General features: G+C 47.6%; 16 protein-coding genes. All 16 read right to left on the bottom strand.

The genetic code is table 11. The annotated features are described in order from the left end of the window. Positions 1–216: 216 nt before the first annotated feature. A complete protein-coding gene (locus CEG13_RS03480; protein ID WP_100010365.1) occupies positions 217–978 on the bottom strand; it encodes a LamB/YcsF family protein in 762 nt (253 codons plus the stop codon). Further along, a complete protein-coding gene (gene pxpB / locus CEG13_RS03475) occupies positions 962–1,705 on the bottom strand; it encodes a 5-oxoprolinase subunit PxpB (protein WP_100010364.1) in 744 nt (247 codons plus the stop codon). Before pxpB ends, CEG13_RS03480 begins: the two co-directional genes overlap by 17 nt. Positions 1,706–2,009: 304 nt before the next feature. Further along, on the bottom strand, positions 2,010–2,105 hold the full coding sequence (locus CEG13_RS03470; RefSeq protein ID WP_100010362.1) for a putative holin-like toxin: 96 nt from the start codon (positions 2,103–2,105) through the stop codon (positions 2,010–2,012). A 212-nt stretch (positions 2,106–2,317) separates the two neighbouring features. Further along, positions 2,318–3,034 carry an EAL domain-containing protein gene (locus CEG13_RS03465; RefSeq protein WP_100010360.1) on the bottom strand — a complete coding sequence of 239 codons (717 nt, stop codon included), beginning with the start codon at positions 3,032–3,034 and terminating at the stop codon, positions 2,318–2,320. A gap of 38 nt (positions 3,035–3,072) precedes the next feature. Then, complete coding sequence (locus tag CEG13_RS03460) at positions 3,073–3,477, bottom strand: response regulator (protein WP_100010359.1); 405 nt, start codon at positions 3,475–3,477, stop codon at positions 3,073–3,075. Then, on the bottom strand, positions 3,404–3,910 hold the full coding sequence (locus tag CEG13_RS03455; protein ID WP_100010358.1) for a chemotaxis protein CheW: 507 nt from the start codon (positions 3,908–3,910) through the stop codon (positions 3,404–3,406). The genes CEG13_RS03460 and CEG13_RS03455 overlap by 74 nt, the downstream gene beginning before the upstream one ends. A 15-nt stretch (positions 3,911–3,925) precedes the next feature. Continuing rightward, entirely contained in the window at positions 3,926–5,902 is a 1,977-nt protein-coding gene (locus CEG13_RS03450) for a chemotaxis protein CheW (RefSeq protein ID WP_100010356.1), read from the bottom strand. A gap of 24 nt (positions 5,903–5,926) precedes the next feature. Continuing rightward, complete coding sequence (locus tag CEG13_RS03445; protein ID WP_100010355.1) at positions 5,927–6,388, bottom strand: chemotaxis protein CheX; 462 nt, start codon at positions 6,386–6,388, stop codon at positions 5,927–5,929. A gap of 739 nt (positions 6,389–7,127) precedes the next feature. Continuing rightward, on the bottom strand, positions 7,128–7,376 hold the full coding sequence (locus CEG13_RS03440; protein ID WP_100010353.1) for a hypothetical protein: 249 nt from the start codon (positions 7,374–7,376) through the stop codon (positions 7,128–7,130). 159 nt (positions 7,377–7,535) lie between these two features. Further along, positions 7,536–7,928 (bottom strand): hypothetical protein, encoded by a 393-nt coding sequence (locus tag CEG13_RS03435; protein ID WP_100010352.1) that lies wholly within the window; start codon positions 7,926–7,928, stop codon positions 7,536–7,538. Between the two features lie 280 nt (positions 7,929–8,208). After that, positions 8,209–9,165 carry an agmatinase family protein gene (locus CEG13_RS03430; RefSeq protein ID WP_100010350.1) on the bottom strand — a complete coding sequence of 319 codons (957 nt, stop codon included), beginning with the start codon at positions 9,163–9,165 and terminating at the stop codon, positions 8,209–8,211. Between the two features lie 84 nt (positions 9,166–9,249). Next, positions 9,250–10,746 carry a sodium/proline symporter PutP gene (putP, locus tag CEG13_RS03425; RefSeq protein ID WP_100010349.1) on the bottom strand — a complete coding sequence of 499 codons (1,497 nt, stop codon included), beginning with the start codon at positions 10,744–10,746 and terminating at the stop codon, positions 9,250–9,252. Positions 10,747–11,484: 738 nt separating this feature from the next. Continuing rightward, positions 11,485–12,327 (bottom strand): carbohydrate ABC transporter permease, encoded by an 843-nt coding sequence (locus CEG13_RS03420; RefSeq protein ID WP_100010347.1) that lies wholly within the window; start codon positions 12,325–12,327, stop codon positions 11,485–11,487. Between the two features lie 64 nt (positions 12,328–12,391). After that, complete coding sequence (locus CEG13_RS03415) at positions 12,392–13,285, bottom strand: carbohydrate ABC transporter permease (RefSeq protein WP_100010566.1); 894 nt, start codon at positions 13,283–13,285, stop codon at positions 12,392–12,394. A gap of 106 nt (positions 13,286–13,391) precedes the next feature. Continuing rightward, complete coding sequence (locus CEG13_RS03410) at positions 13,392–14,711, bottom strand: ABC transporter substrate-binding protein (protein ID WP_100010565.1); 1,320 nt, start codon at positions 14,709–14,711, stop codon at positions 13,392–13,394. Between the two features lie 131 nt (positions 14,712–14,842). After that, positions 14,843–15,754, bottom strand: a complete 912-nt coding sequence (gene murQ, locus CEG13_RS03405; RefSeq protein WP_100010346.1) for an N-acetylmuramic acid 6-phosphate etherase — start codon at positions 15,752–15,754, stop codon at positions 14,843–14,845. Positions 15,755–15,860: the final 106 nt, after the last annotated feature.

Below are 15,860 nucleotides of genomic sequence, written 5' to 3'. Positions count from 1 at the left end.
GTTCGCCCGATTTGGCGGGATAGTCGCTCGATTTAGCCCGTGCTCGCCCGATTTGGTCCGTCCTCGCCCGATGTGGGCGGGGTGGTTGCTCGATCTGGACTCGTGCTCGCCCGCTCTAAGGCTAAGTTCGCTCGATTCGTCGGGATGCGCGCCCGCGACTCATACATCCGCACACTCACATTCACTTACACCACTCATCATCCCAAGAACAAGCAGCTACTTCAACCTTCTTACCGTAATCCCTGCCTCTTCCATCATCTCCCGCAACTGCCTCACAAACGTCACCGCATGCGGCCCATCCCCATGCACACAAACGGTATCTGCCTCCATTTCCACAAGTTCGCCACTCACCGCTTTTATCTTACCATCTTCCACCATCTGCCGCACTTGCTGAACAGCCGCCTCGGCACTCTCTATCATCGCATTCGCTTCCGTTCTCGGAGTTAAGCTGCCATCCGGCTGATATGTCCGGTCGGCAAACACCTCGGACGCAACGCGAAGACCTGCTTCCCGGCCAGCATCAACCAGCTTGCTCCCTGCCAGTCCAAATAAAATTAGCGAGCGATCCAGACCGCACACGGCACTGGCGATAGCGCGTGCCACTTCCGCATCCCGTGATGCCAAATTATATAAAGCGCCATGTGGCTTCACATGCTGCATCGCCACCCCATGAACCTGACAAAAAGCCTGCAGTCCGCCAATTTGCTGGATGGTCATGCGGTAAATTTCCTCTGGGGAAAATGCTATCATTCGCCTGCCAAACCCGGCAACATCCGGAAAGCCGGGGTGTGCTCCAATCGCGACATCTTTCTCCTTTGCCATCCGAACCGTTTTATCCATCACATTTGGATCTCCTGCATGGGCTCCACAGGCAATATTGGCAGAAGTAATATATTCCATCAATGATTCATCCGCTCCAAAGGTGTATGCACCGAAGCTTTCCCCCATATCACTGTTTAGATCAATGGTTCTCTCCATTTTCATCACCCCTTTCTATCTGAATCTCAAATTCTCCACGCTCCACAAGTACTTCTATTTCAGCAAACTCCTCCGCCGTCACCTCGTAGAATCGAATCAAATCCCCAGCGCGGAATAGAAACCCGTTCTCCCCTCGCTCCGGATCAAATAACCGCACAGGAGTTTTTCCAATAATATTCCATCCTCCCGGAGACTCGACCGGATAGATTCCTGTTTGCTCATGCGCGATGCCCACCGCGCCTGCAAATGTTTTTGCCCGCGGCTCCTCGAGTCTGGGTGTGGCAATCCGTTTATTCAAACCCCCAAGATAGGGAAAGCCAGGCAGGAACCCCTGCATGTAGACCAGATATTCCGGCTCCTGATGCAGTTCAATCACATCTTCCTCATCTAAATTATGATACGCGGCAACCCGCTGCAAATCCGGCCCGGCGTCACCGCCATACCAGACAGGTACGTGAACGAGGCGCGAAACAGTTTTAGCCTCATGGTGGTCATACTCCTGCAGCAGCTGCAGCTTTTCAGCAATCTCCCGGTACTTCCATCTTGTCGGATCATAGTAAATCATGATCGACCGATATGCCGGCACCCACTCACTAACTCCATCAATCCTGTTCTCAGCCAGCTTCCCGCAAAAATCCCGTATGCGTGCATTCATTTCCGGCGATACGTTACCAGGGAAATCCAGCTTCACTGCCGAATCACCCACCGCCTGCAATGTAAAGGTCATCCAACCACCTCTTGCCAATTGTATAATCAAATCATAGCACAATTCATCAAGAAATTTCGAGCACTCGCACCGGACCATCGAGCCAAGAAAACTCTCTTCTTACTTATATAATCGAAAGGAATCCGGCTTTTGGTGGCAGAAAACTTTTTCCTTTCCATTGTCTCAAAATATGGTATACTATAGGTACATTGGCGCATAAAATATATAGAAAGACCGCAGCTGCAACTGCGGCCCTTGGATATCGATTTTTCAGGGAATCGGTGTTCCGAAACGGAGAATAGACCTCATCTTAAGCTTAGGAGGTCTATTTTTTATGAATCATTTTCCAAACAAGAGCGAGCAGCGCAATCAGAAAGGTTCCAAAGGTAAATAGCACCATCAAGACTTCGTACACGCTCACATGCCCCACCCCCTGCCAGCCTTTGCTGCATTAATACAGGAAGAAAGTATCTGCACCCTCTTTCCTGCCATGAGTCACCCCTCGAAAAACGATATCCTAATAATAGTATATCATAGCAGTAGGCAAATTAAACAGGAAAAAAGAACATTTGTTCGAGAAAATTCCACAGCCTCCCGCATCCCTTCCTGAAACGGAGCAAGATCAGGAAAACATTATGCTTTCGCTCCCGCTAAATAATGTGCGACAGGTTCCGGTCTTCCCAGATGGAAACCCTGGGCATAAGAAACGCCCAAGTCTTTTGCCGCTTGCAGATCCGCCTCGTTCTCCAGTCCCTCCAAAATCATCATACCTTCCTCTGTAAAAAACTGCTGCATCAGCGAAACGAGCTTTTTCTTTTTGGGGGAGGTCGCCAGGTCCTTGGCAAAAAAGCGGTCAATTTTGGCAATATCCGGCTCGATTTCCACAATCGCACGAATGGTGGATACCCCTTGCCCAATATCATCCAGCGCGATCTTAAACCCCTGGCTTTTCAGATCGCGTATCACTTGTTTCAGTTTTCCCAGGTCCACGGCATCTTCGTGTTCATTGATTTCCAGCACGATGGAACTTGGCTTAATATCAACCTGCCTGAGCAAGGAGTGCAGCTTCCTGTTGAAATCAGGATCAACTAATGTAGATTGAAAAACATTCAAGTATAAATTAGGCTTGTCAAGAAAGGTCGCGGAACGGCTCCATGTTTTGCAGGCTTTAAAAATCGAGCCAATATCCAGATCAAACAGCCGGTTATCCTCTTTGGCGGATTGAAACAGAACATCCGGACTATGCCGCTTGCGGGAACGAATAAGCGCCTCATATCCATGGACGCGATTCTCCTTCAGATTCATAATCGGCTGCACCACATGATAAACATCCAACTGATTGATAAACACTGTCCCTCTCTCCCTTCTGGCTTCTTTTTTTCTGGATCTTACAAAACCTTCGTCACCGCTTCCTCAATCCGCTCCGCAGTGAACGGCTTCACAATAAAATCCTTCGCCCCTGCCTGAATCGCTTCCAGCACCATGCCCTGCTGCCCCATCGCGGAACACATGATAATCTTGGCATCCGGGTTGTGCTTTTTAATTTCACGGACGGCTTCCACTCCGCCCATTTCCGGCATGGTAATATCCATCGTGATGAGATCCGGATTTAGCTCTGCGCTTTTTTCCACGGCAAGTCTGCCATTTTCTGCTTCTCCAACAATCTCATGTCCCAGTTTTGTTAAAATATCTTTTAACTGCATGCGCATGAACGCTGCATCATCGGTTACCAATATCGTTGCCACTGTCTTGTCCCCCTGTTTGTTGCTCTTTTGTAAACTTCCGCAATTCATTTGTCTCGTTTAGATCCAGTACTGCTTCCAGGTTCAGCAAAATGAGCAGGCCGTCTTCCTGTTTGGCCACCCCTTTGATAAACGTATCGCGGATCCCGCCGATAATCTCAGGTGCCTGTTCGATAAGCTCCGCGTCCACATCAATCACATCGGTTGCAGAATCGACCATCAAACCTACCCGGATATCTGCTATATGTACAATTAAAATACGCGTAGCTTCCGTTTGCTCAAGTTTCCCGAGTCGGAATCGCTCTTTCAAGTCGATGATCGGAGTCGTATCGCCGCGAAGGTTAATCACACCCTTGATAAAGCCAGCTGTCCGCGGCACCTCCGTTATCTCCTGAACTTTTTCTATGGAAAGGATTTGCCGGACATCCGCCCCATAAGTCTGGTGGTTCATCTGAAACACAATATATTTTGAGATGCCTTCCATTACCCTCGCTCCCATCTAATTCATTAAAGCATTCGCATCAATAATCAACGCCACCTGACCGTCCCCTAAAATCGTTGCTCCGGAAATCGCAAACACATCTCCCAGATAGCTGCCCAGCGATTTTAACACCACTTCCTGCTGGCCAATGAAACTATCCACCACCAGGCCTGTCCTTTTTTCACCTTTTTGGACAACGACTACCGGCTGAGATTTTTGCTCCGGACTGCTGCCAGGCACGTCAAATACTTCGCGCAAAGCCACAAGCGGAATCACGGTATCACGGTAATCCATCATCTTCCGGCCGTGGACGTCCATGATGCTCGCTTCTTCCAAGAGGATCGTCTCCACAATGGATGTAAGTGGGACAGCATAGGTTTCGTCCCGCACCTTCACCAATAATGCCGACAAAATAGAAAGTGTCAGCGGCAATTGGATGGAAAATTTGCTTCCCTTCCCCGGTGCTGAGGCTACGGAAATTATCCCACCCAGGGATTCGATCTTGTTTCGGACCACATCAAGCCCCACCCCGCGGCCGGAAATATCGGAAACTTCATCCGCGGTACTGAAACCTGCCGAAAACAGCAATTTATAGACGTCTTCATCTGCCAAGTCTTGAGCCTGTTCCGTGGTGATGAGACCATTTTCCACCGCCTTGCTTTCTACTTTATTGCGGTTGATTCCGGCGCCATCATCCTCAATCTCGATCATGACATGATTGCCACTGTGGTACGCACGCAAAGAAAGCTTTCCTTTCTCCGGCTTTCCTGCTTGAAGGCGCTCGGCTGGGGCTTCGATCCCATGGTCAACCGAATTGCGGATTAAATGGACAAGCGGATCACCGACTTCCTCGATGACAGTCCGGTCCATTTCCGTCTCCGCTCCTGCGATGTCGAGCTCGATCTCTTTTTCCAGCTCCCTAGCCAGACCGCGCACCATGCGCGGGAACCGGTTGAACACCTGCTCCACCGGCATCATCCTCATTTGCAAAATGATCTCCTGCATTTCGGATGACACCCGGGAAACATGTTCCACTGTCTCTTCCAAATCATTGTTTCCGGAAAGCCGCGCCAATTCTTCCAAACGGCTCCGGTCAATTACCAACTCTTCAAATAAATTCATGAGGTCATCAATCCGCTCCAGGCTGACACGGATGGTTTTCGATTTCCTTGTTGCTGATTGGCCAGCCGGGGCTTCTTCCTCTACTTGGGTGGCAGCTGTTTCTTCCTGGCTGTTTTCCTCGTTTGCTGCCTTATCCGTAAGCTTGAGCGGAATAACCTCCACTTGCATAACCTCCGACACTCCGCTCACGGCGTCATGAATTTCTTCAACCGTAGCCTGTGACAGCAAGAAAAGGATAAAAGACGCATCAAACGTTCCAGCTTCCAACTCCTCCGCTGCAGGCACTGTTTTAATCAGCTCCCCCAGCTCCCCTGCAGCCTGTGAAACCATATAGGCACGGACCGGTTTCATGACACAGTCGTCGGACAATGTCACGGTGATTTGATATGGGAAAAATCCTTCTTTTTCCGCCTCAGCTGCCATAGCGGTCTGGAGTTCATCTAATGCTGGCTGCTCCTGCTCGCCGTCTGATTGCGATGCTCCCGGACCGTCTTCTCCTGCTTCCAGCTGCTCAAGACGTCCCACAAGTGCAGTCACATCCTTTTTCCCGTCCTGTCCTGCCCCAATCGCTTCCACCATTTCCTCCAGCGCTTCTGTTGCAAGAAACAAACTGTCAATGATCTCGGTGGAGACGGCAAGTTGCCCGCGGCGAATGCTGTCCAGGACATTTTCCATCTGGTGGGTTAAAGAAGCAATATCGGCAAATTCCATCGTGGCAGCCATGCCTTTTAAGGTATGAGCCGAGCGGAAAATTTCTTCAATCAGCGCAAGCTCATGCGGCTCTTTTTCCAGCTTGAGGATATGGTCATTGACCGCTTGTAAATGTTCGCGGCTTTCATCAAGAAAAACCGCGGTATACTGATTCATTTCCATGACCTACTTCCTTTCCACCAATCATTAGTCCAGCAATACGTAAATCTCCATCTCCCCGCAGTCCGCAAACCAAGCAGAAACAAGAATAGCTTTGTTATAGCCTGAAACCATTGTCTTTCCTTGCAAAACCGTAGGATAAGTGATATCAATTTCCACCTGTTCTTCATAAATACTAGTGGCGAGCTTGCCGGCAATCATGTTCCCCAGCTCGCCGCTGAATGACTCAAGCATGTCGCCCTCCAGCTCCATACCGAACATGGATGTTCCGATCGTTCCAAACGTTGACGGTTTCCCGCTTAGAATTAATTTCCCTTTCACGTCACCGGTAATTCCGATCAGAACCCCGTATTCCAGCTTCAGAGGAGTTTGCAGCAGTCTCGGCCGTTCAATCTCATGGCCAATCGGTATTACAGATTTCAGTGAGGTAAGTGTCCCATTTAATAGAATGGTAATGTGTTTGCTCGTTTCTCTAGTTGATAGGCTCATTGATAGACGCTCCATTCTGTTACGTTTAATTAGGAAGAGATATTCCGAAAAGCCAATAGGTAGTGGAGCATCAGCTTTTTAATAACCCTATCTCCAGGCAGGAGCGGGCGATGTTGTTTATTAAGTGAATAGAATTCTACAAATTTCGCCAAAAACCTACAAAAGATCTCAGGTTATTTTCTTCTAATGCTAATATCGGTTTATGGTTGGGAAAGTTAAGTGTTTTAGGGAAATGTTTTCGAGATAGCACGTATTGTGGATAATGGTAGCGCTGCGATCAGTGATGGGGTTGTATTCACGGAGAAATTGTACAGGATGAAGTATGCTTAGGTCAGTTTATATGTCTGATTCATACTCTTCATCTTTCTCATCCAGCCAGAAGTCATAGTTCCCCCCACAACAGACGCATCTTTTGTAAAATACTTTTACTGGAGCTCACATAATAATCGTTCTTTACTTTTCTCTTGTAAGTTCTCAATTTCTTGGAGAATTCTTTCTTCCGGGGACATGGGGCTGTCTCCTTATTGGCTTTGCGGGTGAATTTATTATAATGGAATTCTATTATCAAGGCAAGAGGAAATGTCGGAATTTTTTAATGTGAAGCATGCAAACTGGGTTATTTTTCTGTATGCTGTGACTAATACGCCGAAAAAGATGAGCATTAGAACCGTACCATTTATTCTTTTGAAAACCGAGTCACGGTGCTCAAAAAAAATAAGCCTGCTATGCACGCTTGTAATTAATTGATATATCCGATTATCTCTCTTTTAAAAGTGGTGCGCATCCAAGATTCCACGACGAGAAATTTCTGATCCAGCTGCTGCAGATTTTGCTCGAGTCCATTTAATGTGGTGCCAATGTCGTCCATTCGCCCCTCTGTGCTTCGAATAAGTTCATTAATATAAATGCCGTTCGCCTGTAAATCCTGAAGATCCTCTGTCATCTTGATGCATCCGTCAAGCAAATCCTCCATGATGTCCTTTGTCACTGTTGCCCTCCTTTTCTTTATTAACATAGTTAGTGTACACCCGCTTACTTTTTATAACAAGGGTATTTGGAATTATTTTCGGGTTCAAAAGTAGGACTAAATACTCGGAATTCAGAGGAAATTTTATGCAAAAAAAATAAGCCTGCCAGGAGGCACGCCTTAGTAGACTTCACGTTCTAGCATGGAAACGTCGGTTCTCAAACCCATCATATCGTTTGCCAGGGTGGAAAATTTCAGATCTAATTTGCGGATGTCTTTTTTCAATTCAAATTTCATATCTCTCATCTCTGTTTTTACTTCTATCATCTCTGTCTCCAGGCTGTCCATTCTGGTTTTTATCTCTCTCGTCTCTGTCTCCAGGCTGCCCATTCTGGTTTTTATCTCTCTCGTCTCTGTCTCCAGGCTGCCTACTCTGGTTTTTATCTCTCTCGTCTCTGTCTCCAGGCTGCCTACTCTGGTATTTACCTCTTTTAATTCAGTTTGCACATCCATCACCTGAGCAGACAGCTCCTGCACCGCCACCAGCACATCTTCCAGCTTGACCTCTTCCATGTACACTTCTCCTTCGCTACTCTTGTAATAGTAGTTTAGCACGAAATCTGGAAGTCCACAAACCAGTGAATTTCTAAATTACGACAGAATTCTTCCTGCAAAATGCTCTTTTCGTCTGGATGAAAATATAAAAACCCGCCCCCAAACAAGCAACTAAATCCAATTTCAACTTTTTTAATATTTTTCAGTTTCCACATGTTAGAAACCCGCTTCCTTGTTTGAAAGCGGGTTTATTGTAAATTCCTGCGGGTGGCGGGAACTCGATTAGCGATTCCTCGTTCTACGCCTGCTCCCGCAAAATATTCCCAGCCAATGCATACAGCACAGCATACGTAACAAAATGCGAGGAGTTATCGTTTGTGTCCTGCTGCGGATAAACCTCCACGTAATCCATGCCGCGGATGCCAAGTTTGGCGAATTCATGCACCAGTTCCAGCAGCTCAAACGACGTCACGCCATTGCCATCAACCGGGCCGCCCGGGTTATACGCAAAGTCCAGTACATCACTGCAGATGCTCAAATAAACAGCTTCGGTGCCCTCACTGGCAATGTCATAGGCCTTTTTCGCAAGGGCGGGAAGATCATTGGCATTCCCTGCTTTGCGAATCTCCCTCACTGAAATAGTTGAAGCGCCTGCTTCCTTGGCATATTTTCCGGTTTCCGGCTTGTTGCGCGGACCGTGAATTCCCATATGCACAATGCTTTCGTTCCTAACGCTTTCACTTTCATAAATCCGATGAAATGGGGTGCTTCGGGCATACAGGTCCCCTTCATAGTCCGGATGGTTATCGTAATGGGCATCCAGATGAATAATGCCTACTTTTCCTTCTATTTCTTCACTTAACGCCTTGACAATCGGATAGGTAATCCCATGATCCCCGCCAAATGCGACCGGAAATTTCCCTGTTTTCCAAACGCCACCCGCGAATTTTCCAATGCGGTTCATCGTTTCTTCCGAGTCTGCCGGAACGACATCAACATCTCCCAAATCGCCAAACGTGTAGTTTTCCAGTACATCGATGTCTCCTAATTCCGGCAGATAACCGGAATAGCGGGCGGAATTCAGGCGAATGACTTTAGGGCCAAGCTCAGCACCTGTGTAATCGCCCCAGGTCACTGCACCTTCCCAAGGCACACCATAAATGAGGACATCCCTGTCATTTGTGCTCTGATCTTTCAGGCTGACCTTCTTGCCGCCTAAAAAGCAAGGTGTATTGCCATATATTCTTTCTGTCATGATGTATCACTCCTTCTGCTCTATCTTAACATAAAAACAGGGAGAAACATCGTGCATGCACGACGTCCTCCCCCTTTTTGTTTATCATACCCCTGAAACTTTATCATACTCTTTCTTCATTTCCTCTGTTGGACCTTTACCTGTAAGGCTGAACACGATAATCGCAATGCTGGATAACAGGAACCCTGGCACCATCTCATATAACGCCGAACCCGTCAGCGGCCATAGAAATACCGTCAGTCCGCCGACAATAATTCCTGCTACGGCACCGTTGCGGGTCATCCTTCTCCAGAAAATCGAGAACAAGAGCGTCGGGCCAAATGTGGCACCAAATCCTGCCCAGGCATAGGACACCAAAGAAAGCACCGAACTGGTTTCATTCCATGCAAGCAGTAATGCAATCAATGCGATCACCAATACAGCAATACGTCCAGTCCACACGAGTTCTTTGTCGCTCGCATTTTTTCGGAAATATCTCCGGTAAAAATCTTCCGTCAGGGCACTGGAAGACACAAGCAGCTGTGAATCCACCGTACTCATAATCGCTGCAAGCACCGCGGCAAGCAAAATTCCGGCAATCCATGGGTTATAAATGAACTGGACGAGCTGAATAAATACCTGCTCCTGATCGGCAAGCGGCTGGTCAAAGGTCAAGACCCCAAGCATCCCGACGATCAGTGCTGCATACAAGGGGATGACCAGGCCGAGCCCGACACTGATCAGACGTGCTTTCGGAACCTTTTTATGAGAGCGGATGGCCATAAACCTTGCCAGAATATGCGGCTGGCCAAAATAACCAAGCCCCCAGGCAAGCGCGGATATTATCCCTACTGCGCCAATAGTCCCGGCAGATTCCCAGAGCACGTCTCCCGCTTGATCATAGTCCGTTGCAGCGAACGCATCGATCATGTTCGGGTTGACAGCAGACAGCTGGCTGAATAATTCGCCAAACCCGCCGATTTGAATTAATCCATAAATAGCAGTAAAAGCCAATGCTGCTGACATCAGCACCCCTTGAATCAAGTCCGTGTAACTAACAGCAAGGAAGCCACCCAAGAAAGTGTAGACAACGATGATGGCTGCCCCAAGAATTAAAGCGAAATGATAATCAATGTCAAAGGTTCCCTGAAATAATTTAGCCCCGGCAACCAGACCGGATGCCGTATAAAAAAGGAAAAACGACAAAATAAATACAGCCGAAACTACGCGAAGCAAATGCGATTTATCCCGGAAGCGGTTTTCAAAAAACTGCGGCATCGTGATCGAATCACCTGCGTATTCAGTGTAAACCCGCAACCGTTTCGCCACATATTTCCAATTAATCATTGCACCGACCGCCAGCCCTAATGCCAGCCATAAACTGTTAGCACCAAGCCCGGTTGCATACGCAGCACCCGGCAGTCCAAGCAGCAGCCAGCCGCTGAAATCACTCGCCGATGCCGAAAATGCCGTTACCCAGCTGTTTAGCTTGCGGCCGCCAAGAACATAATCGGATAATGTGTTGGTCATGCGGTAGGTGACGATTCCAATCGTCAGCATGACAACTAAGTATAGAGCAAACGTTATCATTGTCGGATTCATGAGTCATCACGCTCCCTATCCGTAAAAAAGGTGATGATGGCCCAGACTACCAACAGCGGCATCGGTATTGCAAACCAGAAAAAAGTCCAAAAATCCAATCCAAACATAAAACCCCTCCTCGTTATCTTCTCATATTCCCCATACTTATCGTAGCACAAAAAGCGGAAGATTTCATTTTATCGGAAAAGAATGCCTTAGTGCAATAGCTCTCTGCTTATCACAGAATCTATAGACTGTGACATAACTAAGTGGGATTTATGATCGCCGCTGCGGAAATACCCCTCGCTTTCCGCGGGCGCTGGTGAGCCTCCTCGTGCTGTCGCACTGCGGGGTCTCACCGATGCTTACCATCCCGCAGGAGTCTCGGGGTATTTCCTCCGCTAGTATTGTGCTTTTAAATTCAAACGACAGCTACTACACTACTTTGTTGATGGTTGATTGGAGCGGAGGGCAGCCGACTCCTGCGGGAAAGCACGAGTCTAGACCTGAGCAGGAAGTGTCAAAGGATGGAAGGCTAAAACCGCGACGTCCTGTCGCAACGCCTTCATGACTAACATCCTGTTAGCCCGAGGCTGAAGCCGTGCCCGCGGAAAGCGGCTGCCTGGAGCGGAAATCAACGAGCACTCTGTCGCAGGTATTTCCGCAACTGTAGGCGGCGAGTTAAGTCGCAGTTTCCCAACAACCGCGCACGATTCTGACAAAAAAAACAGTACCTGTCACAGTACTGTTTTGTCTTTCTTATCCTTTTATCGCCCCTTCTGTCATCCCCTTCGCAATCCTCTGCTGGAAGATGGCATACAAAATGATCACCGGCACGATCGCGATTACCAGACTCGCAAACAATGTCCCCCAGGCATTGGTATACTGTGCTTCACTGCTGATAAAGTCAATCGCCAGCGCCAGAGTGTAATTCTCATTGGACTGCAGGAAAATCAGTGCCATAAAATACTCATTCCAGAATTGGATCGCGTTCATGATCGTCACCGTAATAATTCCCGACATGCTGAGCGGGGTGATCACCTTCAGCAAAATCCCGTACGGTGACATCCCGTCAATCGAAGCAGCCTCCTCCAATGATTTCGGTATCGTCGTCATAAAACTGGTCAGCACAAATATCGTAAACGGCAGCTGACTGACCGCATAGACAATTGCCAGCCCATAAATATTATCCAGCATATTGAATTGTGCGAGCAGGAAAAATAAGGGAATCCAGCCAAGTACCATCGGAATCATCATTGCCGATACATACAAAGTAAACAGAAAATGGCTTCCCCGGAATTTCAGCCGTTCAATCGCATAAGCGGTTGGGATCGCCAGCACCAGAGTTAACACCGCTCCAACAAACGTAACAATTAAACTATTAAACACACTCGTATCGATATTGTAATTTGTCCAGGCATCGGCAAAATTTTGCCAATTAAACGTTTCCGGAATCCCCCACGGGTTCCTGTAAATCTCCGCATTGGATTTAAATGAACCAAGAAACATCCAAAAGATCGGGTACAATACCGCCAGTGACCATAAAATCAGCGGAATCCGAATGGCACCTTTTCCAAGAATTTCACCTATACTGCGTTTCACAATTATCCCCCTCGTCTATCTATGTTTACATTGCCTGTTTGGAATCAGACCGAAATTTCAGCAGCTAATAATCTACTTTCTCCCGGCGCAACAGGAATTGCAAAATCATCACCGTGATTAAGGAAAGCACCAGAATCATAACCCCGATCGTCGCTCCGTATCCGAAGTTAAACTGAACAAATGCTTGCTGATACAGATAAGACCCCATCACATGGGTCGCATTATTCGGTCCGCCGCCAGTCATTACCTGCACGATAATAAAGGAACCATTCAAGGTAGTGATAACAATATACAAAATGGAAATTTTTATTTGCGGCCAAACGAGGGGCACGGTCACGCGCCAAAACTGTTGCCATTGTGTTGCCCCATCAATCTCAGCTGCCTCATAATAGCTTTTGGAAATATTGGCAATTCCCCCCATGAGCATCAGCATAAACAGGCCGATCCCTGCCCAGATCGACGGCAGCACCAGACTTGGCAATGCCCATGTCTCACTTCCGAGCCAGGGACGCTGCAGATTTTCCAGCCCCAAAAATGCCAGCCCCGAGTTCACCAATCCCAAATCCGGGTTATAAATAAACATCCACAAAATCCCGATGACCACAACGGACATAATGTTCGGGAAGAAAAAAACAATCCGGTAAAAGGGCGCCTCTTTAATCTTCAATTGCGTAAGCGCGACCGCAAAAAACATCGCCATAATCATAATGCCAATAACTTTTGTTACAACCAGAAAATAATCATGGATAATCGTATCCAGAATAATGTCATCATTAAACAATCTTATGTAATTATCAAATCCGATAAATTCTTTGTTGGAAGATGAACCAGACATTTCGAAAAACGAATAGTACAATCCGCTGAACAAAGGATAAAGAGTAAAAATCGAAAACATAATAAAAGTAGGAACCAAACAGAAGGCCAGAAAAAGATATTTTTGTTTTTTCGACTGTACCATTTCACCACTCTTTTCTATAGAAAAACTTGATGCCGCCATCAGGCAGATAATAAACAGGATGGAATGCGGGATCACGCCCCGCATTCCATTCCCTCAAAAATCTGTCTTAATTACCGCGATACTGCGCCGCTGCAGCTTCAGCCTCTTCCACGAATTCCTCCGCAGTCATATTCCCCAGCATCAGGGATAATAGCGCATTTCCGATAGGTGTTTCCAGATCGGCGCTCATTGGATGCGGTTTGTGATAGAGCTGCACCTGTTCCGGATCATTGATCATCGCATTCGCTTCGGTCAAATAAGCAGGAACATTCTCGTTTTGCGTCAGGTCAACACCGCTTACGTTCATAATCGCGCCAGTGTGCTCAGAGAACAACATCGCGTAATCTCTAGTAAACACAAAGTCTACAAACGCCTTAGCTGCTTCCGGGTTTTCCGCATTTTCCGCAATCGCCAGCGGACGCATATCAGGAACGACCGCGTACGGCTCGCCGGCATCCTGCATTGGCGATGGAATAAATCCATATTCCCCGAAACTTTCAGGCACATCGGCTTCCATCTCGTTCGGCAGCCAGAAACCTACCGGGATAAAGGCATTATCATGAAGCAGGAAGTTCATTTGTGACTGGGTGTGGTTAAGCGAACCAAGCCCGGAGTCGATCATCCCTTCACTTGCCATTTGCTCTACCTTTTGCATCGTTTCCAGTACAACATCGCTGGACCAGGCGCCTTCTTCACCTGTAATCAGACTAGCCAGGAGTTCATCCCCGCCAGCTGCACCAAATGCCGGATACAGCATGCCGCGCAGGAAGTAATACGGGTGCTGTCCGCTTGTTACAAATGGCTCAATACCTTCTGCTTCTTTAATTTCCTGCATGGAGCTCATAAAGCTTTCAAAGTCTGTCGGCACTTCATAACCTGCTTCTTCAAACCATGCTCTGTCATACCATGTGCCCCAAGCATCAAAGACAAGCGGCAAGGAATAGATTTCCCCCTCATAATCAGATGGCGGCACAATAAAGTTGTCTACCAACTTATCACCGTTTTCCAGTTCAATCTCCTGGGCCCATTCCGTCAAATTCATCAATTGCCCGTCTTCCACCATCTGTGTCTCACTTGATCCTGCCCCGTCAATATAAACGACATCTGGCGGATCCCCGGAAACCCAGCGGGAGCGCATTTCTTCATTGATGTTCGGTCCGGCATGCTCAATCACATTCACTTCCGGATATTCCTCTTTAAAATCGGCAATTACTTCTTTCCACCAGGAATCCCCATATCCTCCGACAAAGTACTGAATTTCCAGATCCCCGGAAATTCCTCCTTCTTCTCCGCCGGATGCTTCCCCGGAAGAATCTCCTCCTGATGTATCCTCTGTTCCGCTCGCCTCTTCTTCACCGGAAGAGCACGCCGCTGCGAACAATAGCATCAAAACAGCAGCCAATAGAAACCATAAACGTCCTTTTGCCAGTTTCTTCAACTGATAATCCCCCTTTGTTTGTAATGAAAATCTATGAAACACATTAATAGATAGAAACTATTAATGACGCTTCCAGTAGGTTAACGCTGCGATAAATAATGGATGGCTTCTCTTACATAGCCATTGCTTTCTTTAATTGCATCGCTTGCTTCCTGATAGCTAACACCGGCTTCAATCATGACAATCGCCGGTTTCACTTGATGCTTCGTTTCGTTTAATGCGGTTTCTGCCTCGACATATGTAGCATTCGTGACTTCCATCACTGTGCGCTTGGCCCGCTCTACCAATTTATAATTGCTTGCATGCACATCCACCATCAGATTTTCATAAACTTTTCCCAGTTTCACCATCGTTGCGGTGCTGATCATATTCACTATCATTTTATGCGCAGTACCAGCTTTCATTCTTGTGGATCCTGTTAACACCTCAGGCCCAACTACTACATCAATCCCGCACGCTGCCACACTGCTGATCAGCGAATGTTCGTTGCAGGAAAGCGAAATGGTGTATGCCCCAACTTCCCTGGCGTATTTTAGAGCGCCAATCGGATAAGGAGTCCGGCCGCTCGCGGTAATCCCAATCACCGCATCTTTCTCGGTAAGCTTTCTGGCCTTCAGATCCGCTGCCCCTCTTGTCTCATCATCCTCCGAACCTTCCACCGCCTGAAAAAAAGCTTCATTTCCCCCGGCCATCACCGATTGCACCAGACTCGGCGGCGTCATAAAGGTTGGCGGGCATTCCGATGCATCAAGCACACCAAGTCTGCCGCTCGTCCCCGCGCCGACATACAAGAGTCTCCCGCCGCTCTTAAGTCTCTGATAAACTTCCTCAATTGCCTGAGCCACCTGCGGCAATACTTCCTCCACGGCATGGGCGACTTTTTTATCTTCCTCATTGATCGTTCGCAAAATTTCCGTCACAGCCATCTGATCCAGATTCTTGCTATTCGGATTCCGCTGCTCGGTCGTCAGTTGGGATAATTCCATTCGCATGCCGCTCTCCTTCATTTTATGATATGAATCTTATAAAGCGCTTACAAACTTGTATTGTGGGCGGTTACCAACATTATAGGCACAATGAATTATTTTGTCAACATTA

This window comes from Lentibacillus sediminis (genome assembly GCF_002763455.1).
GTDB classification, from domain to species: domain Bacteria; phylum Bacillota; class Bacilli; order Bacillales; family Amphibacillaceae; genus Lentibacillus_D; species Lentibacillus_D sediminis_A.
The sequence above is the reverse complement of the archived record's forward strand: the minus strand, read 5'-3'. Positions and strand labels throughout refer to the sequence as shown.